This is a genomic window from Nonomuraea sp. JJY05, from assembly GCF_043496855.1.
Lineage (GTDB): Bacteria > Actinomycetota > Actinomycetes > Streptosporangiales > Streptosporangiaceae > Nonomuraea.
The window spans coordinates 1-22,967 of sequence record NZ_JBIEIS010000088.1; the positions used below are offsets into that span (position 1 = coordinate 1).

The following is a 22,967-nucleotide window of genomic DNA, read 5'->3' on the forward strand; positions in this document are numbered from 1 at the left end:
TACAACGCGACGGCGTCCGCCTTGAACTCCGGCGGGTACGACTTCATCGCCACGTGGAACTCCTTGTCTCCGGATCTCCATCATCCGGTACTCAAGGTGTCCACACATCGGGGGCAAGGGCCCTGTTCCTCCGGGGTAGGCGGCTGACGCCAGGCGAGCAACAGGCCGGCAAGAGTCAGCAGGGCTCCGACCACGCTGGCGACCTTGTCGGCGTTGTCCAGGCTGGCCCATTCCGGCAATCGGTGCGGCAGGCCTAACGCAACCAGACCACCAATTCCCACAGCGACGAGCAGAGCTGCAAGGATAGTCCGCGACTTTCGTCGGCGATTCTTGCGTCGCTGACCGGTTGTCACGTCTGCGATGTCCCTTGATCCGACGGCAGCTCACATGATTGCGTGTCCAGTGACGTTCTCACCCTGGCCTCACTCCTCGGCAGACAGGACTCGACGACCTCTCTAAAACAACATTACAGTTGACTCAAACCTCACAGAAGATATCACACGCCCGTGGTGTTGTTCAGAAGAGTGAACTCTCGTTGAGCTCGAACGCACACTACGCCATGTTTCTCGCAGATCCCGCTGAAGGCCAGTGCTTGATCCGTGGCCGATGGCCGTGATCGGTCCGGCGGCGCCATGGAGCCAAACTGGGCATCCAACCCAAATTGATACCGCAAGCGTCGCATTGACGGGCAGTTGCTCGACTGTTGCTCGCGTGAATGCGGCACGGCATGACACCGCACGGAATTTGTAGACATTTCTTCAGGTGGCAATTCCAGACATGGCGATGCGATGAGATACCGTTTAGTAGTAGGCGGTATTTTGAGCCTTTAGTCCGTAGGTTGCCGATCCGCCAGTAGTCCCGGGACCTCGGCCGCGCTCATCTGGACGCCTTCCAGTTCAACGCGCCGGTCCCCGGCGATGGCCAGCACATATCCCACCCGGCGCTCTTCCAGAGCATCGCGAAGGCGCGGGTCCTGGCCAGACCTCATCTCCGCTCACCCAAGCCGCCTGCACACCCGTCCAGAGCGGCCAGGAGCATCTGGGTGGCCAGGGCAGGCTTGATGGCAAAGCCGATCTCGTCCGGGACTCCGGCGGCGCGGCAGCGGTCGGACTCGGCCAGCCAGGTGTGCTCGGGCAGGTAAAGCCGCCGGCCCAGCAGCGCCCGGCCACGCGGCGTGGCATAGGCGAGAAACACCCCGATCTGGCAGTGCTCGATCCGGCCCGCGGTGCCGCTGTATTGGCGCTGCACCCCGGCCGAGCAGACGCCCTTCTTGACGAAGCCGGTCTCATCAACGATCAGCACTGTGCTTGCCGATAATTCCATCCATGCAGGTCAAGCGGCATGTGAGTACTCGTGGAGGATGCCGCCGAGCCGGTCTCGTCGGCGTATGTTCAGGTCGATGATTTGCTCCGGATTCGTGATCGGATCAGGGATGGTGCTTAGCGGAGCAGCTTGGCCCAGGGCTTGGTGGGCTCGGTGCTGGTTGTAGAAGTGTTCGTACTCGCGTAGGGCGTGCCGCAGGTGGAGTTCGTTCCAGAGCAGGCAGCGGTCGAGGAGTTCATGGCGGCATGACTGCACCCACCGCTCCATGATCGAGTTCATGCGCGGCATCCGGATGCCGGTGAGCACGGTTTTGATGCCGGCTTCGGCGAGGATCTCGTCCATGAGGGTGGGGAACTTCCCATCCCGATCGCGGATCAGATAGTGCGCCCGGCAGCCCGCACCGTCCAGATCCATCACCAGCTTCCTGATCGCCTGGGTGACCCAGTCGGCGCTCGGGTGAGCGGTGGTGCCGAGCATCTGGATGCGCCTGGCGGTGGGCTCGATGACGGCCGGGATGTACTGGCGCTGTCAGTTCAGGGTGATGGTCTCGAGGAAATCGCAGGCCAGTAGGGCGTCGGCTTGCGAGCGCAGGAAGTCGGCCCAGCTGGGGGACGCCCGCTGGGGCGCTGGATCGAGCCCCTCCTGCTTGAGGATTTCCCATACCGTGGACGGTGCCACCTTGATGCCGAGCGTGGTGAGCTCTCCGTGGACCCGCCGGTAGCCCCAGCCGGGGTTCTCCCGAACCAGGCGCAGAATAGGGGCACGGATGGAGCGGACCATGGGCGGGCGCCCGGGCCGCTTCGGCCGGCAGGTACGAGCGTGACGTCGTTTCATCAAATCGCGGTGCCAGCGCAGGACGGTGTCGGGTCGGATGAGGAGCCGTAGCCGGCGTAGTACCTCGCGGGGCAGCGAGGTCAGGAGGGCGGCGAGAAGGGCCCGGTCTTCGGGTGCGAATCTCACTCTGGTGTCAGCGCCGAGTTGGCGTTCAAGGACGGTGATCTGGTGACGTAGGACGAGAATCTCCACGTCCTTGTCCCGATCGCTCATCGGCAGCAACCGCAGTGCAGCGAATGTGTTGGTGATGGTGAGGTAGGCCAGGCGGAGGAGCACGGCCGATCATCATGCCGCACTTGGTTCCATCTTCTGAGTGGCCGGAGTTCGCGCCGCGACGCGAAGCCTTCGCAGGGCCGTGACCTGCGTGGATAAATTTTCGGCAGGCGCACAGCCACACATTGCGGCCGCCCTCGAAGAGGACGCCGAGATCGGCATCAGTGGTCACGAATGCACCCTAGATCAGAGCTCCCGCACGCGCGCTTTCGTACGCTGGGATCCACTGCGATTACCACCACTCACTCGACCCCTCGGTCACCATCTGAGGGCACCAGAGCCCGCTTTCGTATTGTCCGTATCAGCACGACCCCGCTGAAGATCTTGCATACCAACATCAACGACATCATCTATCGGGCGCGAACGACATAGGTCGAGTCCGTTCCCGGAGATGGCCACGTGGATCGATGTCAAGGACACCCAGCCCACAACAGCCAGAAACGGGACGTTTCTGATTAATTCCGGCAATGGTGTGAGCTTTTGTTATGGAGCACCGGTAAACGGGCGTCCACAAATCGGCAGGAGTGGCATTTGATAAACCTGCAAACGGCTGTTAATCGCGCCGTCGAGCTGGCAATCGTGGCCGAAATCCGGCCTTGCGGGCGCCGCTAGCACGTGGATCGACGCAGCGCAAGAGGTTGATTGCCATTTGTCGGCGTGAGTAACTGTCAGCGCCCGACGGAAAAGCGGGCAAAAATCCAGTAGCTGCACGGACGGGTGCCGCGACCAACGATCCCCGCCCGTGGAGCGCCATTCGATGCAAGGGGAGCCTACCCGCTATGTTCATGAAACGCACGCTCTTACCGGCCACTCTGATCGCCCGTTCGCGATGCTGGGCGCACCCCCGGCATTCGCCGACGATCCTCAGCCGCTTCCGGACAATCCCAACGTTGTGGTCGGATACGACAACGAGACGGAAATCTTCCCCGCCAAAGCGGCCCCTCCCTCGATGACCATGGCCTGCCGGACGGGAGACGCCACCTACCGGGTCTCCACGTACAGCAACAGCCACAAGGCCGTCGGCCCGACGCAGTCCAATCACAACGGAACGTCCCGCGCCGCCACATCGACCTTCACCGCCACGGTGTCTGGAACCGTCTCGATCTCCTGGAACGTCTCTGGCAGCCTGAAGGTGGACAGGCTCATCGCGGGCGCCGAAGTGGCCGCGGGCGTTAACCTGTCCGCAAGCCTGACGGCCTCGTTGGGGAACCAGATCGCCGTCCCGACCCCGCCGCGCAAAACGACGCTCGCCACGTACGGCGTGTGGCGCAAGAAGACCAACGGCATTTACAAGGTTTGCGGCCAAAGCCGTCAGCGACACGTGACCGCGTGGACCCCCTGGCAGGTCGGCTGGTACGTCAAGCAAAGGTGATCTCGACATGACAATCCGACAGGTAGTGCCTCTCCTTGCTTCCTGCACCATCATCGGCTTGGCGGTGGCCTGCACGGCTCCGCCTCCAGTGAATCCGGTGCCGGACCGGCGAGGCACTACCTCGTCGGCCGTCCCGACCGAGACCGCAGTGACCACACCACCACCGCCCAACCACGCGCCGCTCCGCATGCCGGGCATGGACGCGGGCACGAAAACCGTCCTCAAGGCAGGGCCGAGAAAAGGGTCCATGGTCGTCGGCGACATCCCACCCGGAAAGGACGAGCTCTGGGTGCTGTTCAACTGCCGGGGAGAGGGCAAGGCGGAGATCATCCTCGAGCCGGGCTATAACATGCCCTTCACCTGCCTCGACAACTTGATCAGCCCCATCATGAACCGGCTCGACCTCGGCCAGAGGGAGACCCTGACGGTACGAATCCAGGCTCCGGACTCAGTCGAGTGGGCCTTGCGCGTCACGCGCTGAGCCTCAAAGGCGATTCCCAAATCTGTCGCGGATTCGGGAGTCAGTGAGGTGATCTCGGAGAAATAATTCGGGATAGTTGGGATTTCTGGGACGCCCGTGGTGGCGTTCTGGGCCTTTTGGGAGAAGTCGTCGAAGGCCGGAGACAGACGTGGAGCCTCCGGTAGATGAGTTCTCACCACAAGAATCCCCATCGGCCAGAAGGCTCCACGTGATTGCTCATCGTGCCACGCTCGACGTCTCCCGCGCACTCGTTCACCACGTCGCCCGACTGCTGCACGCCGAACGCCGTCGGCGCGGCACTCCCAAAGGCAGCCCAGCGCTGACCCCGTTCTGGCAGGCGGTGATGATCCTGCGCTGGTTCCGCCGCGAGCACGACATCCCCAAGCTCGGCCGCGATCATCGTGTCTCCCGGGCCACCGCCTATCGCTACATCGACGAAGGAATCGACGTCCTCGCAGCTCAAGCCCCGGATCTTCAGGAGGCTCTTGACCGCGCCCAAGCCGACGAGCTGGCGTGTGTAATCCTGGACGGCACCCTGATCGGCATCGACCGCTGCGCCGAGCAGATCCTGAGCGTCAAGGGCGAGCCGATCGATTCCTGGTACTCCGGCAAAGCCCACCAGCACGCCGGCAATCTGCAAGCACTGTCGGCGCCCAGCGGCCTTCCGCTCTGGATCTCCGACGTCGAACCCGGCTCGGTGCACGATCTGACCGCCGCCCGCACGCACGTCCTGGGCGCGCTGTACGCCGCTGCCGTCCGCCGCCTGCCCACCCTGGCCGACGGCGGCTACGACGGCGCGGGCATCGGCGTTCACGCCCCGATCAAGCAACCCCAGGAAAACCAGGTCCTCAGCCCGGACAATCGCACCTACAACCAACTCCTGCGTGGCCTGCGCTGTCTCGGGGAACGCGGGTTCGCCCTGCTCAAAGGCCGCTGGCCGATCCTTCAGCACATCACCGCCGGCCCCAGCGCAATCGGCGACATCGCCCGAGAGCCCTTGTCCTGACTCATTTCGAGCACAACTGGCTACCCGGAATTCGCTGAGATCACCTCAGTGTGAGGATGAAAAGCATTCAATGCTGTTGCATGACGGAGCTTTGGCATGCCTGCGTGGTTGTGGCTAAAGCTTCCACTGTCGAAAGACGAGCGTCCGGGCGGGCAATTCCGGGACGTGGTGGGCCCGACGTTAGCAGGTGTATAGGATGGCTCTACATATGTTCTACATCTCGGCGGTCGCTACAGATGTGATGCAAATCACACAGGCGATCCCTGTTCGGCATGGCTGTTCCGTATGCGTCGGTTGACATGGAGTTCGCCTCGCTGTGAATCGCGAAAGCGACATTCCGTAGTGCCCATTGTCGGTATGTAGGTATTGACCGTGTGGTGATCGTCGATCACGATCCGAACGATCGTCTTTATCAAGTCCTTATGGCGCAACGCGGTCCTGTACCCAGGGTCTGCGTCAGCGTGCCCTGAAGAGGTGACGACATGCGGGTCTGGCGGCGGTTACGGACGATGGTGCTGGTCATCGCGGTGGCGATGGCGGTGTTGATTTCCGGGTTGGGGGTGCCGGACAACCTCGTGGTTCCGGCGGCGGCGTCGGTGGAGGGGCCGGATCCGGAGACGTCGGTGGACGGTCGTCCGGTGGCGAAGGAGAAGGTGGCCAAGGGGGCGGAGGAGTCCCAGCCGCAGGTCGAGCGTAAGGAGCCGGTGTGGCCGCAGCCGGGTACCGCTGAGGTGGATCCTGGCGCGAAGGCGGTCGCGGCGGGCGGGCTGCCGGTCCGGATCTCCGAGGTCAAGGGCGCCGCCGACGTCGGCACGGTGAAGGTGGAGACGCTGCCTGCCGACACCGTAAGGAAGCTCGGCGGAGTGGGCCTCGCCGCCCGGCTGACCGGCCAGAGCGCCGGGAAGGTGCGGGCGGAGTTCTCGTACGCGGGCTTCCGTGACGCCTACGGCGGCAACTTCGCCACCCGCCTGCAGGTGCTCCGTGTGCCGGCGTGTGCGCTGACGACCCCGCGCCCGCGCGATTGCGTGGTGCGGCCGCAGCAGGTGAAGGCGCACAACGACATCAAGACCGGCACGCTGACCGCCGACATCGACACCGACCCCGCGTCCGGCAAGGCAGCCCCGCTGACGCCGTCGAAGAGCCAGACCGGCAAGGACACCAAGGCGGCCGACGCCCGCGCGGCGCAGGCGTTCACGTCCGGCTCGGTGTACGTGCTGGCGGCCGGGATGACGGGCCCGGACGGCAACTTCGGTGCTACTGACCTGAAGCCGTCGGGTACCTGGCAGGCGGGCACCTCGGGTGGCGGGTTCTCCTATGACTACCCGCTGCCGGAGGCGCCGTCGCCGGTGGGCAACGGGCCGAACCTGTCGCTGCAGTACGACGCCTCCTCCGTGGACGGTGAAGGCAACTGGACCAACAACCAGTCCGGCGTGACCGGGATCGGCTGGAACCTGTCGGCCGGGTTCATCGAGCGCAAGTACCGCCGTTGTACGGCCCGGAACGAGTACGACCCCGACACCGCCGAGCTGATCTGGTACGCCGACGAGAACGGCCCCTACGCTTCGGCGGTGTGCTGGGAGTCGCCGGACGAGCTGGCCACCGACGTCACCAAGGACTACACGCAGTCGGAGCTGGTCCTGAACCTGGCCGGCCGCTCCGCCTCCATCGTCAAGGACCGCACCAGCGGCTCGTGGAAGACGGTGCCGGACTTCGGCTGGAAGATCGAGCAGCTGACCGGCGCCGCCGACGGGCTGGAGTATTGGAAGGTCACCTCCTCCGACGGGCAGGTGCACCGCTTCGGCTACACCAAGGACGCCCAGTGGCAGCTGCAGTACATCGGCAACCAGCGGGGCGAGCCGTGCTCTGACCGGTACTTCAACGACATGATCCCGCCCACCTGCGCGGGCGTGTGGCGGTGGAACCTGGACCAGTCGATCGACGCCAACGAGAACGTCATCGACTACACCTACGAACGCGAGACCAACTACTTCTGCATGCCCGGCTGCGAATATGAGACCTACAAGGTGCTGCCGTACGACCGGGGCGGCTTCCTCAAGCAGATCAGCTACGGCCACAACACCCAGGTGACCGGCAGCACGCCGACCGCGCGGATGACGTTCACCACCTCCGACCGCGGCGGCCTGGACGTGCCGACCGACCTGAACTGCGGCCCCACCTGCACCACCAACGACGCGATCGCGTTCTACTCCACCCGCAAGCTCGACTCGGTCCTCACCGAGTCCCGCAACCCGGCCTCCGGCGCATGGGAGCCGGGCACCCGGCTCGACTTCCGCTACCAGTGGATCTACACCCGCACCGACTTCGGCCCCGCCTACGACCCGGTGCTGTGGCTGGACAGCGTCCAGCAGACCGGCCTGGCCGGCACCACTCCCGCCAAACTGCCGCCCGTCGACTTCGACGCCGCCATGGTGGCCGGGCGGATGGACTACGACACCATGTCGGACTGGACCGACTTACTGTCCTGGCGCATGGTGCCCCGCGTGACCGGGATCGGCAACGGCATGGGCGGCCGCATCGAGGTCACCTACGGCCAGGCCGACCCGTGCGGCGGTGGCAAGGGCCGCGACGGCACCAACTACCTGTCCGACGCGACCGGAGACTGCTACAAGGTCCTCTACGACGAGAACCCGGAGAGCGGCTACGAGAGCTGGGGCCGCTTCTTCAAACAACTGGCCACGAAGGTGGTCGAGCGTGACCTGGTCGGCGGCTCGCCGGACATGGTCACCAGCTACGACTACCTGGGCAGCCCGCGCTGGAGCGACCGGATCGAGTACGCCCAGCCCGACCTGGTCCCATCCGGCAGCGACTGGCGCGGCTACGGCACCGTACGCACCACCCGCGGCTCCGGCTCCGACCCGAACGGCTACACCGTCACCTCCGACACCTTCTACCGCGGCATCGACGGCGCCACCATCACCGACTTCGAGGGCAACACCGTCACCGACTCGCGCGCCCTGCAGGGCCAGCTGTTACAGGAACAGACCTGGAAACTGACGGCCACCGACCCGCGCACCTACACCGAGGCCGAATCCACCCGGTATGAGTACCAGGTCGCCTCCTCCGGCACCGGCCCCGGCATCCTCGACCCCGCCTTCGTCCACCGCACCCGCGAACGCACCCGGGAGCAGGTCACCGGCGGCACCTGGCGGTGGAGCGAGCAGCGCACCGCCTACAACGGCGACGGCCAGCCGACCACGGTCAACGACTACGGCGACACGGCTGTCAGCACCGACAACACCTGCACGCGCACCACCTACGCCCGCAACCCGGCCAACGGCATCACAGCCCTGCCCTCGACGGTGGAGAAGCGCTCCGGCGACAGCTGCACCAGCGGCACCGTGCTCGGCAAGACCATCACCCTGTACGACGGCGGCACCGACCCGGCGACGAACACTCCGTCCGACGGCAACATCACCGAAACCCGCTCCCATGTCGGAGCCAGCACTGTCATTACCACAGCCAAGAACACCTTCGACGACTACGGCCGCTCGCTGACAGCCACCGACGCCATGGGCAAGGCCACCAGTACGACCTACACCCCCGCCGTCGGCTGGCCGTACCAAGGTGTCAAGGTCACCAACCCGCTCGGCCACGCCGTCACCACCTTCTCCTCCCACCGCAACGGTCTGCCTGCCAAATTGATCGACGCGAACAACAAGACCACTGAGATCGACTACGACGCCCTCGGCCGCGCCAGCGCCCTGTGGGAACCCGATCAGCCGCGCAGCGGCAACACACCAACGGCCACAGTCGCCTACGACATCCCCTTCAACGGCAACCTCGGCCAGCCCATTGCCGCAGCCAAAACCACCATGCGCCGGCTTCTGCGCGGCACGACCTATCTCACGTCGTACAGTTACGAGGATGGTCTCGGCCGTACCAGGGAGGAACAAAGCGCCTCCCCGGCCGGCGGCCGGATCGTCACCGTTACCGCCTACGACGCGCGCGGCCTGAAGGCCGCCACCTCCCAGCCTGCTCACAATGGCGATGAGCCTGGCAGCGGCCTGCTGAACCCCGCCCTGACCACGCTGCCGTCGTGGACCAAGACCGTCTACGACAGCATGGAGCGTCCAACCGCGATCATCGACTATCGCCAGGCCACCGAATATCGGCGCACCACCACCGCATACCCGGGCCTGGACCGAGTTGAGGTGACGCCTCCGGTCGGTGGTAAGACCGTCACCGTCTCTGATGCCTTCGACCGTACGATCAAGACGGAGGAGTGGAAGGATGCTTCCACTCACCACGACACCACCTACGAGTACAACGCGGCAGGCAACCTCAGCAAGATCACTGATGCGAGCGGCAATGTCCGTACCTTTACCTATGACTGGCTCAGCCGACGCACCGCGGCGACCGATCCGGACGCCGGCAACTCCACCTACGGCTACGACGCGGCCGGCAGACAGGTGTGGGCGATCGACGGTAACGGTGCCAAGGTGTCCAACGTCTACGACGAGCTCGGGCGGCAGACCAGCCAGTGGTCCGGCGAGCCGCAAACCGGCACAAAGCTAGCCGAGTGGACGTACGACGGTGTTGCCAAGGGGTACCCGAGCACGTCCACCCGGTACGTCGGTGGCAACGCCTACGCCGACGCAGTCACCGCGTACAACAACTCGTACCACCCCACCACCACCAAGCTGACCATCCCCGACGTCGAAGGTGCCCTGGCCGGTGAGTACGTTTTCACCGCCGCCTATGACGAGTCCGACCACTTGATCGAACAGGGTTTGCCAGGCAAGGGTGACCTGGCGGCGGAGAAGCTCACTCTGAGCTACACCGGCCTGGGCCTGCCGCAGAGCCTCACCTCGGACCACGGGGGCGGCACAACATACGTGAAGGCCACTTCCTACTCGGCCACCGCCCGGCTTAATGAGCGGACCTACGGCGCCAACGCCCAGGTCAAACGCACCTTCACTTGGGACGAGGGCACCGGCTGGCTCGATCGGCTGACCACCACCGCCGGCACCCAGGTCGCCCAGGACGACCGCTTCAGCTACAACGTCCGCGGCGACATCACAAGCATCCTCGACGCCTCCTCCGCCACTGGCACCAGTCCTGGCCAGTCGGAGTGCTTCACCTACGATGGCCTGAACCGTCTCAGTACCGCCTATACCACCACTAGTTCGACCTGCGCGTCGGGCGCAGACGGCCAGGGCGTCGACCCGTACAGCCAGTCCTTCACACACGACGCCGTCGGCAACCTGACCGGTCTGACCGAGAACGGCATCACCGCTACCTATGGCTACTCGACGCCCGGCCCCTCGGCCGTTCGCCCGAACGCCGTCACCTCGGTCACCAGGCCGGGGCGCACCGATACCTACGGCTACGACAACGCCGGTCAGCTCGTCGCCCGCACCGTTGCAGGCAAGCAAGCCACCTTCACCTGGAACGCCCTCGGCCAGATGGACAAGGCCACGGTGGATGGCCAGGAAACGTCGATGATCTATGATGCCGACGGCGAGCGGCTCATCCGACGCGACCCTGACGGCACCGCTACCTTGTATCTCGGTGCTATGGAGGTCCAGGCCTCCGCCGCCGGAGTCAAGGCCACTCGCTACTACTCCGGACCTGACGGCGTGGTCGTCGCCATGCGCACCGGCACCGGCCTGAAATGGCTGGCCTCCGGCCTGCACGGCTCCACGCAGCTCGCCATAGATGACGCAACCGGTCGGGTCTCCCGCGAACGCTACCTGCCCTTTGGCCAGCGCCGCGGTGATGACGACCTGCCATTCACAGAGCGCGGCTTCCTCGGCAAGACCGAGGACGCCTCCACCGGCCTGGACTACCTGTCCGCCCGCTACTACGACCCGTCCCTGGCAAAGTTCATCTCCACCGATCCATTACTTGATCTGTCCAAACCACAGTGGACGAACCCATACGCGTATGCGGGCAACAACCCCATCGGCGCTTCCGACCCGACAGGCCTGAAAGTGATCGACGACGCGGGGCCGGCCGACCCCTGCGCCAAGCCCAAGAGTGCGGCCTGCAAGATCAAGCGCAAGCAGCAAGCGGACGCCGCGGCCAAGGCCGCCCAGGCCGACGTCGATCGCCAACTCCAGGCCCTGCTGAACGCCGTCATGTCCATCGCGAAGATCTGCGCCGACGAACTCGGCATCACCGCCGGCATCAAGTGTTTCACGACGGGCGATCTCAGCGCATGTGGCGAGACCGCGCTCAATATCCTCGGCTCACTCGCCGGCGGGCTCGCTGCCAAACTAGCCGCTAAGTACGCACTGCCATGGAAGTGGAAGAAGGCCTATGAACTCGGCAAGGCCATCTGGAAACACGCCGGGGATGCCATCAGCGCCTTCAAGAACTGGCTGGCGGCCAAGGACAAACTCAAGATAGCTGAACGGGCCAGGGAGGCCGCAGAGAAAGCGGTCCGGGTCGCCTGTGGAAAACGTAATAGCTTCGTGCCGGGAACTATGGTCGTAATGGCTGACGGCACGGAAAAGCCCATTGAGGATGTCGAGGTCGGCGACGAGGTGCTGGCCACTGATCCGGTGTCGGGCCGTACCGAGGCCAAGCCCGTCACCGCACTGATCGCCGGTGAGGGCGCCAAGAACCTCGTACAAATAACCGTCGATACGGATGGTTCCCAGGGGAACGCGAGCGGCGTGGTCACAGCCACCAGCGAGCACCCGTTCTGGTCGCCGGTCGACGGCGCTTGGCTGTATGCCGCTCAACTACACGCCGGCACGTGGCTGCGGACGGGTGATGGCACGTGGGTTCAGGTCTCCTCCGTGGAGAAACGGACGGCCGCCCAGCGCGTGCACAACCTGAGCGTCGATGGCATCCCCACGTACTACGTCGGGGTGGGCAAGGCGAGCGTACTCGTCCACAACACACCGTGTCCCGACGACGCGGATGGCGTCGACCACGCACTCGACAGGCACGGCCACGACAGTTACGGCGCGCGGGACGATGGAGTGTGGGACGAGGGGATGGACGAGGACGCCCTCGGCGAACTCGCCAGACGAACCGCCGGGAGAATCGGCAAATACCAGAAGAGCCACGGCACCATCATTTACTACGTGGACGCCGGCCGGATCATCGGTCGCACCAAGCGAAGTGGAGGAAAACTGAGCACCAGATACGCGGTCGTGCGTGATAAGCAAGGCCGCCTGGTCACCATGTATCCTGTGTGACGATGGCTAGTATAAGAGTGCAACTCCTGTCCGAATTCAGGAAAGCCATGTCGGAGGAGGAGTACTTCCCGCTCGACGTGTTGAGCTGTCCGGCGATCTCCAAAGCCGGGCAGCCCATGCTCGGCCATATCGATCCTTACGGGGACACGATGTTCAACCGGGCGCAGATGCGGACGCTGCTGGACGAGATCGACGCTTTGCTGGCCGCGGATGCCTGGCTCACTGCGGACCAGCGGCGCTATCTGTCGTTCCTCAGGAAGTTGTGCGTCTTGGGGGATGACGCCCCACATCGGTACCTCTGGATTTGGGGGGCGTGAAGACGCCTCGACGCTTGGTAACACGTCCCGGGCGGTCGCGGTGAGGGTTGTGATCCTTGACATCCCCTCCCTTGGCCGCCCTCGAACCTGAAAGAGCACGTAACAGGCCTTAACCGTGCTATGACCGACATGGACGCGGCAATCGCCTACTGTACGTTCTCCGGAGCGGCCATGGACCAAAAAACGGGAATAATCACCGCCACGCGATTCGCGAGATGGGCGAATAGTGGTTACGTCAACGAGCTAGAGGTCACCAAGGCGCATCCTGAGAATAGGGACATCGCAAAGAGTCGCCGTAAGGATCTGGAAAGATAACCGGGTGTCGGCGGTCAGCGCGATGCTGGCATGCCCCAGCATCGCCTGCACCACCTTCAGATCGGTGCGTGCGGCCAGCGCGAGGGTGGCGGCGCCGTGCCTCAGGTCGTGCAGCCGGATCGGCGGTTGTCCGGAGGCGGCCACGAGCAGGCGGAATCGGCCGGTGAGGTAGTCCGGTCGCAGCGGCGCGCCGTCCGCGGTGGTGAACACATATCCCGACTCCCGCCAGCGTGTGCCCGCCGTCGCGCTCAGCTCCTCTTGCCGCTCGCGGTGCCGGGTCAGCACCCGCACGGTCTCCGCGTCCAGAGCCACCCCCCGGCAGCCGGCGGCGCTTTTCGGCGGCCCGGTCACGACCTGGCCGTCGGCGTGCACGCGCTGCTGCGCCACCGTCAGCTCCGCGGCCTGCAGGTCGACGTCCGTCCAGCGCAGCCCGGCCAGCTCACCGCGACGAAGACCGCGCAGCGCGGCCAGCCGCCAGGCGGCGTACAGGCGGTCCTGCGCGATGCCGGTCAGGAAGGTCGCGAGTTGTTGTTCGGTCCGGACCGCCACCGCCGGACGTTCTCCCGTTTGCTGCCATCGGGCCGTCCGCCCGACGGTCCAGAAAGGCCGGATGCGGTCGGCGGGGATGGGGGAGTTCGGCTCCGTTGGCCGGGTTGACCTGGATCAGCCGGGCGCGGACCGCGGCGTTCACCGCGGTGCGCAAGGTGGCGTGGATCCGCACCACGGTAGCGGGCGACAGTCGGCGCCCGGTCGGCGAGGGACGGGACGCCAGCGTCGCGAGCAGTCCATTGACGTCGCGGGAGGTGAGTTGGTGGAGCAGGATCCTTCCCAACTGCGGGATGAGGTAGAGACGAATGTGTGTGGCGTAGCCTTGCCGGGTCGACGGACGCAGAGCGTCCTTGCTGGCCAGCCAGCGTGCCAGCCACTGCCCGAGCGTGCATCCGGCCCCTGCGCCGTCGCGGTCGGCAACGGCCAGGGCATGGCCTGCCGCCTGCGCTTCCTCGAGGTCGGCATAACCACCCTGGCGGACGCGCTGCCGCTGCCCGTTCAGGCCGCGTACCTGGACCGCGAAATACCAGCTGCCGTGATCGTCGTCCACCGGCAGACGCGGACACGTCACGCCTTGCTGACGTCCCGTCGCCGCATCCACACAACCGCATCGCCTGCTGACCTGCACACGAGTCTTCGCCATCTGTCCCACCTCCACCCCACGGTGTGTGACGACAGACGCGCCGGCTAGGACTTGCACTCGATCAGGGACGACCTCAGGGCGAGTGGCCGAAATACGTGGGGCTCGACGAACCGGCCCCGTCGTGAACGCGCCGTCACGTCGCTGGATGCAGGACTGTGACGAGGGTCTGCCGGGTGTGGGAGGGGCTTGCCGCCTTACACCAGCGGCGCCGTGCTCGGCTGGCCCAGGCAGGCCACGCCCTGTGCGACGGCCACCCGGACCTCACCGCTGCGAACCACCCAGACGACCGGCCCAAGCCCACATCGCCGGCAACCCGACCCGCCTGATCTCGCTGCGCCGAGTACGGTGCGCGCCCTGCTCGTGTGGCTGGCCACCAACGTCACCCGAGCGCTCGCCGCCGCGGTGACCCCGTGGTGAGCGCGCAGGTGCGCCTGAGGCCGAACGGAGGAGGCAGGGACTGGTTCCGCTCTGCGCGAAGCCGGCGGAACTCGACCGCGCTGTCTACCTATGGTGTGGAGTATGGCCTCCTCCATCCCGCAGCCATCTTCCATCTCGCCGCTACGTCCAGCTATCGATCGGACCGCCCTCAAGCCCTCTCCGGCTCGCGAGCCGCTGTGGCGGCAGGTGCTCGGTGAGTGCCTGAGGGACCTTCGTCAACAGCGGGGCGAGAAGTTGAGTGAGACGGCGGGTCGCGCCGGAGTCTCGCCGCAATATCTCTCCGAGATGGAAAGAGGCGTCAAAGAGCCGTCGAGTGAAATGATCGCCGCGGTCGCCGGCGCGCTGGATGTGACCCTGGTCGATCTGACCCTTGCTGTCGCAGAGAGTTTGCGGTCTGCTCAGCCCAGCGGGTCGAGGGGCGCTGTCTGCTCGGCGGCGTATGCTCTGGCCGCTTAGCGGCTTGCCGGGGTTGTTCTCGGGCCTATGAGTGCTCCTCGATGATCTGATCGAGGAGCCCGTACTCCAAGGCCGCGGTCGCGGTGAACACGCGATCGTGATCGGTATCGGCGCGTAGGGTCTCGATCGTCTGGCCGGTGTGCCGTGACAGGATGCGCTCGATGTCTGCCCGGACCCGTACAACCTCGTCGGCCTGCAAGATGAGGTCGGGGATCGTTCCGCGCCCCTGAGCGGCTGGTTGGTGCAGGATCACGCGTGCGTGGGGGAGAGCGGCACGTTTTCCCTCGGCGCCCGCGGCGAGAAGGACGGCACCGACCGCGACGGCTTGTCCGACGCAGGTTGTCGAAACCCGCGGGCGGATATGGCGCATGGTGTCGTATATCGCGAGCATCGCACTCGGGTCCCCGCCTTCGCAGTTGATATAGAACTGTATTTCGGCATCGGGGTTGTCCGACTCCAGAAAAATCAGCTGCGCGATGAGCGCGTTGGCGACGCCCGCGTCGATCGCGGTGCCCAGATAAACGATTCGCTCGGTGAGCAGGTGCGAGTAGACATCCATGATCCGCTCGCCACGGGGATTCTGCGCGATGACGTTCGGTATCGTATATGTGGTCACTTGCCGACTCCTTCGGTGACGCCGAATCCGGGCCGCGGGCGATTGTGCGGCGCGACTTCGTCGAAGGTCTGCACGATCGCATCTATGAAACCGTAGTCGAGCGCCTCCTGCGCTGTGTACCAACGATCGTGCAGAGAATCCTCGAATATGCGCTCGACGGGCTGGCCCGTGTCCTCGGCGATGAGACCGAGCACCGTGTCACGAGTATGCCGGAGGTCGCCGGCCTGCAGTTCGATGTCGACCGCGGTGCCACCGATTCCCGCCGAGCCCTGGTGCATCAGGACGCGTGCGTGCGGCAGGGCGCGGCGCTTGCCTCGGGCTCCCGACGACAGCAGGAATTGCCCGGCGCTGTAAGCGATGCCCAGCACGAGGGTCGATACGTCACAGGGAATGAGGCGAATGACGTCGCGAATCGCCAGCATCGAGGGGACCGAGCCGCCCGGGGAGTGAATCCACAATGCGATATCGGTCGACGCGTCCTGGGTGGCGAGTGCTATCAGTTGCGTGGCCAGCAGTGTCCCGTTGTCGTCGTCGAGAGGGCCGTCGAGAACGAGAACACGCTGCTCGTAAAGCTCGCGTCTCATCCGCTGGTTGAACAGGGGAAGTTTAGATTCTTCGCTCATGCGTCCATCATGTGAGGCGATTCCCATCGGCGTCGACACGATCCGCCTGCGGCAGATCTGCTCTGAGCAGCGTGACCTCCTGAGCAGGGGCATATGGTCACGCTCCGCAGGACACTCGGGTCGGCTTCAGGGCGCATCTGGTCAGGAGCCGGTTTCCGGATGGGCACCTGAGCATTCGCTCGGCATGGACAGCGGATCGAGTGTCGCCAGTCACTAATCGGGGCAGAGGATGGCGTCCCCCGTCCTGGAGGCGAGCGGGTCGATGGCGGGATCGCGGTGGGCGCTGGCCAGGGTGAGGGACATGACGAGCTGGACCCGCCCTGTCCCGCGAGCCGAAGGTGGGGGTGGTGGAGCCGGGCGAGCTGCTCTTGACGGCCTTGCACTCACCCTGGCTCTCGCACACATCGAGGGTGGGTAGCGGGGATCCGCGGGCGGCCGGCCGGCGTTGAGCTCCTCTAGTTCCTCCTTCGTCAGCAATTCGTACGTGTCCAGCGCTCCCGGTGAAAGGCGCTGAGGTCGTCGGCGGTGGAGATCACGCCTCCGGCGGCGTAGCCGTCAGCTCGGCGAATGCCCTCCGTACGTCTCCCCATTCCGGTGAGGAGCCGATGGTCGCGCCCGCTGGTGCAGAGACGCGTCGACGGGCCGGGCACGGTGCACCTGTCCAACGGGACGACGGTCGAGGTCGAGAACGGCGGGGCACCCGAGCTGGCCGACCTCATCGTGGTGCCCGGCGGCGGGCCCGGCGCCAACAAGGGCGTTCCCGCCGAGATCGCCCGCGGCGCGCTGCCGGAGGCGCTGGCCTGTACCGCTTCAGAATCCGTCGCAGGGTGCTTGACCTGCGGATCGACCTGAGGTGGCGGCTCGGGGCAGGATCAGTTCCCGTGCCTCTCCGTTTCCTCTGTCTGCTCATGATCCAGTTGTTCGGCTTGCTGATGCTCCTGGGACGTGGTCAAGCGTCCAAAGACATGGAAATCATGGTGCTCCGGCATGAGCTGGCTGTGCTGCGGCGTCAGGTCGTCCGGCCGAAGCCCAGCTGGGCCGATCGAGCGGTCCTGGCCACCCCTCCGACCAGCAGGTATCACAGAAAGTGATCGTGGGTAACGACCGCTTGGAACATTGGGTGGCTGAGAGGGATGGCCATGTTTGACGGTCGCTGGATGCACGGTGCGCTGGCCGCGCTGGTCCCGCTGGGGCTGACCGCGGGCCAGCCCGGCCCGCCCGGGTCTCCGGCGCGGGAGAAACCCCCGGTCGTGCTGTTCCCCGCGTTCCATTTCACCAAGCTCAAGGCGACCGTACGCGACCAGACCACGGCGCCGGGCTGCCCGCGCTCTGGCACCTTCCAGGACTGGTTCCGCAACGACCAGCCGAGCAGGTTCAGCCAGGTCTGCCGAGACCGGCTGCTCACCCTGCGCTACCGCGACGATCCGTCGCTGCCGATGCCGCGGCGCTTCGCCGAGCAACCGGGCGTCACCGTCGAAATCATGGACTACGGCCGCACGGACAGCGCACCGTACTACGAGGCTCTCTACCGCAGGCTGGAGACCACCGGGTACGTCCGCGACCGGGACATCCGGGTCGCCGGGTACGACGCCCGGCTCACCCCCGACATGGGCGGCTTCTTCGAGCGCACCCGCCGGCTCATCGAGGACACCTACCGTGACAACGGCGAGCGGCCGGTGCACCTGGTCGGCCACTCCAACGGGCCGCTGTATGCCCAATACCTGCTCACCCACACCAGCCAGGCATGGCGAGCCCGCTACATCCACGGCTTCACCCCGATCGCGGGCAACATGCCGGGGCAGGGCCTGATGTACTCCCTGATGTTCACCGGGCAGAACATCCAGGACTTCGGCTACCCCACGACCAGGCAGAACGCGCGGAGCAGCGCGCGGATGTACCAGAGCGCCCCCTCGACCTACATGAGCGCGGCAGACCCGGCGGTCTTCGGCGACCGTGAGGTCGTCATCCGCGAGTCCTCAACGGGCCGCTCCTACACGCCTCGCGACTATCGGCGCCTGTTCGCCGACGCGGGGCTGCAGACGGCCGGGAAGATCGCCGCGTACTACATCGGGTTCGTCCGGTTCGCCGATCCGAGGTCGTACCCTGACGTGGACGTCTACGGGGAGAAGGGTTCCGGCCTGCCCACGGTCGTCGGGGCCCGGCTGGCGAACCTGTCCACCGGCCAGATCGCCAACCCCGGTGGCTTCCTGCGGCGCGACGGCGACGGTAACCAGGAGGACATCACCAACAACGCCATCCTGGCCTGGCGGGCCATGCACTGCCATCACTTCAGCCTGACGGACAATCCCGGCGTGGAGCACGGCGCGCTGCCCAACGACCCCGCCCTGCTCGACCGCCTGGTCGCCGTCCTGGGCCGACCGCGTACCCGCTGCCGGTAGCCGGCTGCCGCGGGGGGCCGAGTTCGCGTATCTGTCGGTCTGCGGCACGGGCCAAGCCGGGCACCGGCTGCCCGATGAGGCCCTGCATGACGCCTTGCACGAGCTGCGATCCGCTGGCCCCCCAGCATCTGGCGGGGCTGCACTTCGGCCGGGCAGCCGAAAGCGCTACACCGAGCCGGCCGCCTTGAAACGGTGCGAGCCGATGCTCCAGGTGAACCGCGCGGCCGCAAGTCGAACGCGCCGATCACCTGGTGCAGGGGTGAATGTGTTGCGACCCAGGAAGTGCCCGGCCAGGGTGCCATCGCGCGATGGCCGGGCGGTCCTTGCAGGCTTTGACCTGCTCTCAAAGAGTGGTTCGCCGGTGATCGCCATATGGCATGCCTGCATGTAGTACAACGGCCTCTGCAGCGACATGGCGTCGAGCCGGGCCCCGTTGCGATCGATGATCACGCTGGCGACATCGTTTGCGGCCGGCATGAATCGCCTACCCCCCAATCCGTGGTTGTCTTCTCCGTCTTACACGTCAACACCGGGAGGCCAGAGAAGCGATACAGAGTGTCCAGAAGCTCGTCGGGCAAATGCCCGGTTGATGCCCGGGTAGCGCCCTGGTTAGCGGATGGCCTGATCTTCACAATCGTGCCGTGAACCTCCAGCGGATCATTCGGTCCTTACACATCACGACCCTCTCCCTCCTGATGGTCGCCTCCTCCGCAGTGCTCTGGGCAGGGGCGACGCCGGCCCAGGCCGTCAAGGGCGGCGGCCCGGTGGCCGACGGTACGTACGGTTTCGTGGCGAAGGTGAACGTCGGCGAGACGCAAAGCTGCACCGGAGCCCTCGTCAGCCCGCAATGGGTGATCACCGCCACCAGTTGTTTCGCCTCCCAAGGGCAGTCCGTCACGAGCGGAGCGCCGAAGACGGCGACGACGGTGACGGTCGGCAGGACGGATCTGTCCGGTACGAGCGGGCGGGTGCTGCCCGTGGAATGGATCCACCCGCACCGCGACCGGGACGTCGTGCTGGTCAAGCTGGCGCTGCGGGCAGTCGGCATCACACCTGCCGTGGTCGGCTCCGCCGTTCCTGCCGCGGGGGACGCGCTGCAGGTCGTGGGCTATGGACGAACGGCTGAGCAGTGGGCGCCCAACCGGGTGCATGCCGCGCCGGTCGTGGCCGGGGCCGTGGACGCCGGCTCGTTCGGCTGGACCGGGGCGAACGGCAGTGACGTGAGCGCCTGTCAGGGGGACGCGGGCGCGCCGGTGCTGCGCATGAGCGGGGGCAGCGCGGAGCTCGTCGGGCTCAGCTCCGGCGCGGGCCAGGGAGGCTGCCTGGGCGCGGCCGGCGACGGGGCGCGCGGGGGAGATGCGGCGCGGGTGGACGACCTGGCGAGCTGGATCCGCACGGTCGCGATCGAGCCCACCACGTCCTTCGCACAGTACGGCGGCGGCGTGACCGGCATCGGCGGCTATGACCTGAAGGACAACCGTGATCAGGCGGTGGCCTTCGATTACGACCATTCGGGAAAGCTGGATCACCTGCTGCTCTACCGTCCGGGCTCGCAGATCGTCTTCATCGTCAAGAGGGGGACGGACGGCACCTACGCCCCGGTCTTCTCCTCGACCACTGGTATCGGCGGCTATGACCTGAAGGACAACCGGGACCGCATCATCGCCTTCGACTACACGGGTTCGGGAAAGCTGGACCATCTGCTGCTCTACCGTCCGGGCGGGCATACGGCCTGGATTCTCGAGCACGGTGCGGGCAACACGTTCAAAGCCGTTTTCCACAGCTCGGCCGGCATCGGCGAATATGACCTGGAGAGCGCCGAGGACCAGATCATCGCCTTCGACTACGAGCATTCGGGGAAGCTGGATCATCTGCTGTTGTACCGGCCGGGGACCGGTATGGCCCGCATTCTCCGGCACAACGGCAATGCCACGTTCACGACGGTCTTCGCCACGGCCGACGGTGGGATCGGCGGATACAACCTGAAGGATGTCAAGGACCGGATCATCGCCTTTGACTACACGGGTTCGGGGAAGCCGGATCACCTGGTGCTCTACCGTCCGGGCGGGGAGACGGCCTGGGTGCTAGAGCATGGCGCGGGCAACACGTTCAGGGCCGTCTTCAACAGTGCGGCCGGCATCGGTGGCTATGACCTGAAGAGCACGGCGGACCAGATCATCGCCTACGACTACGAACATACGGGGAAGCTGGATCATCTGCTGCTCTACCGTCCGGGCGGGAAGACAGCCTGGATCCTGAAGCACGGCGCGGGCAATTCGTTCACAGCGGTGTTCCACAGCTCGACGGGCATCGGTGGCTACGACCTTGAGCTGGCGAAGGACCGCATCATCGCCTTCGACTTCAGGAGTACGGGCGGGCAGAGCCATCTGTTCGCCTACCGTCCGGGCGACCAGATCGCCTACTTCGCGGGACGGGCTCTTCCGCCGGTACGGGTGGTTCCGGTCACCGTGACGCCCGTCATCGGCCCGGACTCCATCGTGGAGCGATTCGCCTACCCCGCGCACTTCCCGCACGAATACGCGGGCACCTCCGGCCAGACCGATTGGGGTACGGAAAAGGCCGAGGAGAAGAACTTCGAGCTGATCTCCGGGAACGGCGGGATCATCTGGGTCTCGTGCAGCTCGTCCCCGCAGAACGGGGTCGGCGTGCTCAAGGTGTTCCCGGGCCTGCTGAACGGCCAGCCCGTGGTCGGTGAGCCGCACCTGGGTGTGATGGCGGTGTGCTTCAAGGTCCTCGCGCCCACGGGATGGGTGAAGCTCCGGATCCCGAACGTCTTCGAGGTTCAAGGAGACAGCCGCTCGCCGGGCGCCGGCCATGACGTGGACGCGACAGTCGTCAACGTGGAGACCGGAACGGAGCGGACCAAGCGCGTCGAACGGGACGAGAGCGAGCAGTTCGGACGCTCGGATACCACCACCTGTGACGCGGGCCACCCCGATTATCCCGAGAACTGTAGCGAGACCCTCCTGGAACTGCGGGTCGTCAGCTGAGTACTGAACGGCCGGTCGGGCGCGTGAGCTCCGGCCGGCCGTTCAGCTCGTTCATTGACCACATCGACGGAAATGGTGGAAGTGAATAGGATTCGAGCGTTACGTGGTGGCAGGACGGCGGGGGTCATCGGCACCGTGCTCTCGCTGCTTCTCGCAGGCAGCCCCATCACCGAGGCAAAGGCGGCGGCGGACCCGCCCCCAGCACCGGTATGCGAACGTCAGGTGGTTCTGGAAGCGTGGGTGACGGGCGGCGTGAACGTGCGTCCGGCCGCCGAGAGGGCGCTGCTCGGGGACAGAGCGGCGGTCTGTGCCCTGCTCGCCGAGCTTCCCCGGCTCGTGGCGCAGGACGATCGTGAGCAGGTCGGCCGCATCAAGTCCCAGGGCGAGCCTGAGGTGGCCGCCGCCGCCAATGCCGCCCTGGTCTCGGACGACCCCGGCGCCGTGGCGAAGTTCCTCGACGGTGGCTGGGAGACCGCCCGGGAGATCGACCTGCGCGCCAGCGTGAACAAGATGAAGGCGGCCGGCGGACCGGAGGTCAAGGCTGCCGCGAACGCGGTGCTGCGCAACGGATCGCGTGCGGACCTGGGGAAGTTCGTCGACTCGGGCTGGCGGGTGCCGTACCGGATGGACCTGCGCGTGGTCGTCAACCGGGCGATGTCCGAAGGAGGGCCGCAGGTGCAGGCCGCGGCGAACCGGGCGCTCCAGGACGGCAGCCAGGAGATGCTGGAGCGTTTCGCCCAGATCGACTGGGGGGTGGCCCAGGCCCGGGACAACGAGGCCCAGACCTTGAACGATCTCCGGGCGAGCGCCGCGGAGGCGACCCGCCGCGCGGCGTTCGAGACGGTCTCCGCGGTCGCGCAGGCCGAGCGTGCGAAAGCAGAGGCCGCGGCGGCCAAGAGCGACGCCGAAGAGGCGCAACGCCTCGCCTCGCTGGCCGGGCAGGAGTCGGCGGAGGCCAAGCGTCAGGCCCAACGCGCTGCTGAGGCCGCCGACCGCGCCGCGGCCGCGTCCCGGGTCGCCGTACAGGCCGCGCGGACAGCGGCGACGGCCGCGCGCGCAGCCTCAGGGGCCGCCGCACGCGCGGCGACCGCGGCGGCGCGGGCGCACACGAAGTCGGATGAGGCCTGGGCGGACGCGAC

General features: G+C 66.1%; 18 protein-coding genes and 1 pseudogene. 10 read left to right on the forward strand and 9 right to left on the reverse strand.

Translation table 11 applies throughout. From position 1 onward, the window contains the following. Positions 1-919 precede the first annotated feature (919 nt). The 3 genes and pseudogenes from ACFKCF_RS60205 to ACFKCF_RS60215 form a co-directional block, all read right to left on the reverse strand. A pseudogene (locus ACFKCF_RS60205) lies at positions 920-1,302 on the reverse strand (transposase); the annotation flags it as partial. Positions 1,303-1,332: 30 nt separating this feature from the next. Then, on the reverse strand, positions 1,333-1,800 hold the full coding sequence (locus ACFKCF_RS60210) for an integrase core domain-containing protein (RefSeq protein ID WP_394506329.1): 468 nt from the start codon (positions 1,798-1,800) through the stop codon (positions 1,333-1,335). A gap of 51 nt (positions 1,801-1,851) precedes the next feature. Beyond that, positions 1,852-2,433 (reverse strand): hypothetical protein, encoded by a 582-nt coding sequence (locus ACFKCF_RS60215; protein ID WP_394506331.1) that lies wholly within the window; start codon positions 2,431-2,433, stop codon positions 1,852-1,854. 739 nt (positions 2,434-3,172) lie between these two features. Here ACFKCF_RS60215 and ACFKCF_RS60220 point away from each other — a divergent pair. The 3 genes from ACFKCF_RS60220 to ACFKCF_RS60230 all read left to right on the forward strand — a co-directional run bounded on the left by ACFKCF_RS60220 (position 3,173) and on the right by ACFKCF_RS60230 (position 5,289). After that, positions 3,173-3,802, forward strand: coding sequence for a hypothetical protein (locus tag ACFKCF_RS60220; RefSeq protein WP_394506332.1), 630 nt, complete (start codon positions 3,173-3,175; stop codon positions 3,800-3,802). 7 nt (positions 3,803-3,809) lie between these two features. Beyond that, complete coding sequence (locus ACFKCF_RS60225; RefSeq protein ID WP_394506333.1) at positions 3,810-4,283, forward strand: hypothetical protein; 474 nt, start codon at positions 3,810-3,812, stop codon at positions 4,281-4,283. Between the two features lie 208 nt (positions 4,284-4,491). Further along, positions 4,492-5,289, forward strand: a complete 798-nt coding sequence (locus ACFKCF_RS60230; protein ID WP_394506355.1) for a transposase family protein — start codon at positions 4,492-4,494, stop codon at positions 5,287-5,289. Between the two features lie 412 nt (positions 5,290-5,701). Here ACFKCF_RS60230 and ACFKCF_RS60235 read toward each other — a convergent pair whose 3' ends face one another. Beyond that, positions 5,702-6,133 carry a hypothetical protein gene (locus ACFKCF_RS60235; RefSeq protein ID WP_394506334.1) on the reverse strand — a complete coding sequence of 144 codons (432 nt, stop codon included), beginning with the start codon at positions 6,131-6,133 and terminating at the stop codon, positions 5,702-5,704. Positions 6,134-6,263: 130 nt separating this feature from the next. On the opposite strand from ACFKCF_RS60235, the gene ACFKCF_RS60240 reads away from it, so the two are divergent. After that, entirely contained in the window at positions 6,264-12,461 is a 6,198-nt protein-coding gene (locus ACFKCF_RS60240) for an RHS repeat-associated core domain-containing protein (RefSeq protein ID WP_394506336.1), read from the forward strand. Between the two features lie 47 nt (positions 12,462-12,508). Continuing rightward, positions 12,509-12,778, forward strand: a complete 270-nt coding sequence (locus ACFKCF_RS60245) for a hypothetical protein (RefSeq protein WP_394506338.1) — start codon at positions 12,509-12,511, stop codon at positions 12,776-12,778. 243 nt (positions 12,779-13,021) lie between these two features. On the opposite strand, the gene ACFKCF_RS60250 is transcribed toward ACFKCF_RS60245, so the two are convergent. Both ACFKCF_RS60250 and ACFKCF_RS60255 read right to left on the reverse strand, forming a co-directional pair. After that, positions 13,022-13,642, reverse strand: coding sequence for a site-specific integrase (locus ACFKCF_RS60250; protein WP_394506340.1), 621 nt, complete (start codon positions 13,640-13,642; stop codon positions 13,022-13,024). Then, the gene (locus ACFKCF_RS60255) at positions 13,533-14,285 is read right to left on the reverse strand and encodes a hypothetical protein (protein ID WP_394506342.1); all 753 of its coding nucleotides are present in this window, start codon (positions 14,283-14,285) and stop codon (positions 13,533-13,535) included. Before ACFKCF_RS60255 ends, ACFKCF_RS60250 begins: the two co-directional genes overlap by 110 nt. Positions 14,286-14,804: 519 nt before the next feature. On the opposite strand from ACFKCF_RS60255, the gene ACFKCF_RS60260 reads away from it, so the two are divergent. Next, positions 14,805-15,179, forward strand: coding sequence for a helix-turn-helix transcriptional regulator (locus ACFKCF_RS60260; RefSeq protein WP_344990486.1), 375 nt, complete (start codon positions 14,805-14,807; stop codon positions 15,177-15,179). 25 nt (positions 15,180-15,204) lie between these two features. Here the strand turns inward: ACFKCF_RS60260 and ACFKCF_RS60265 are convergent, their stop codons facing one another. Together ACFKCF_RS60265 and ACFKCF_RS60270 are read right to left on the reverse strand one after the other, a co-directional pair. Then, a complete protein-coding gene (locus ACFKCF_RS60265) occupies positions 15,205-15,795 on the reverse strand; it encodes a ClpP family protease (RefSeq protein WP_192787173.1) in 591 nt (196 codons plus the stop codon). Further along, entirely contained in the window at positions 15,792-16,418 is a 627-nt protein-coding gene (locus ACFKCF_RS60270) for a ClpP family protease (protein ID WP_394506343.1), read from the reverse strand. Before ACFKCF_RS60270 ends, ACFKCF_RS60265 begins: the two co-directional genes overlap by 4 nt. A 621-nt stretch (positions 16,419-17,039) precedes the next feature. Between ACFKCF_RS60270 and ACFKCF_RS60275 the strand changes: the two genes are divergently transcribed. Together ACFKCF_RS60275 and ACFKCF_RS60280 are read left to right on the forward strand one after the other, a co-directional pair. Further along, complete coding sequence (locus ACFKCF_RS60275; RefSeq protein ID WP_394506345.1) at positions 17,040-17,270, forward strand: hypothetical protein; 231 nt, start codon at positions 17,040-17,042, stop codon at positions 17,268-17,270. A 305-nt stretch (positions 17,271-17,575) separates the two neighbouring features. Further along, complete coding sequence (locus tag ACFKCF_RS60280; protein WP_394506347.1) at positions 17,576-18,817, forward strand: hypothetical protein; 1,242 nt, start codon at positions 17,576-17,578, stop codon at positions 18,815-18,817. A gap of 165 nt (positions 18,818-18,982) precedes the next feature. On the opposite strand, the gene ACFKCF_RS60285 is transcribed toward ACFKCF_RS60280, so the two are convergent. Further along, positions 18,983-19,294, reverse strand: a complete 312-nt coding sequence (locus ACFKCF_RS60285) for a hypothetical protein (RefSeq protein ID WP_394506349.1) — start codon at positions 19,292-19,294, stop codon at positions 18,983-18,985. Positions 19,295-19,458: 164 nt separating this feature from the next. Between ACFKCF_RS60285 and ACFKCF_RS60290 the strand changes: the two genes are divergently transcribed. Beyond that, positions 19,459-21,828 carry a S1 family peptidase gene (locus tag ACFKCF_RS60290; protein WP_394506351.1) on the forward strand — a complete coding sequence of 790 codons (2,370 nt, stop codon included), beginning with the start codon at positions 19,459-19,461 and terminating at the stop codon, positions 21,826-21,828. A 54-nt stretch (positions 21,829-21,882) separates the two neighbouring features. Continuing rightward, a partial coding sequence (locus ACFKCF_RS60295; RefSeq protein WP_394506353.1) for an ALF repeat-containing protein occupies positions 21,883-22,967 on the forward strand: 1,085 nt, incomplete at its 3' end.

Bases quoted from the DNA above. Each gene is read 5' to 3' on its own strand.
- ACFKCF_RS60210 (WP_394506329.1), bottom strand. From the start codon at position 1,800: ATGCTCGGCACCACCGCTCACCCGAGCGCCGACTGGGTCACCCAGGCG.
- ACFKCF_RS60225 (WP_394506333.1), top strand. From the start codon at position 3,810: ATGACAATCCGACAGGTAGTGCCTCTCCTTGCTTCCTGCACCATCATC.
- ACFKCF_RS60245 (WP_394506338.1), top strand. From the start codon at position 12,509: ATGTCGGAGGAGGAGTACTTCCCGCTCGACGTGTTGAGCTGTCCGGCG.
- ACFKCF_RS60255 (WP_394506342.1), bottom strand. From the start codon at position 14,285: ATGGCGAAGACTCGTGTGCAGGTCAGCAGGCGATGCGGTTGTGTGGAT.
- ACFKCF_RS60260 (WP_344990486.1), top strand. From the start codon at position 14,805: ATGGCCTCCTCCATCCCGCAGCCATCTTCCATCTCGCCGCTACGTCCA.
- ACFKCF_RS60270 (WP_394506343.1), bottom strand. From the start codon at position 16,418: ATGAGCGAAGAATCTAAACTTCCCCTGTTCAACCAGCGGATGAGACGC.
- ACFKCF_RS60280 (WP_394506347.1), top strand. From the start codon at position 17,576: ATGCACGGTGCGCTGGCCGCGCTGGTCCCGCTGGGGCTGACCGCGGGC.
- ACFKCF_RS60285 (WP_394506349.1), bottom strand. From the start codon at position 19,294: ATGCCGGCCGCAAACGATGTCGCCAGCGTGATCATCGATCGCAACGGG.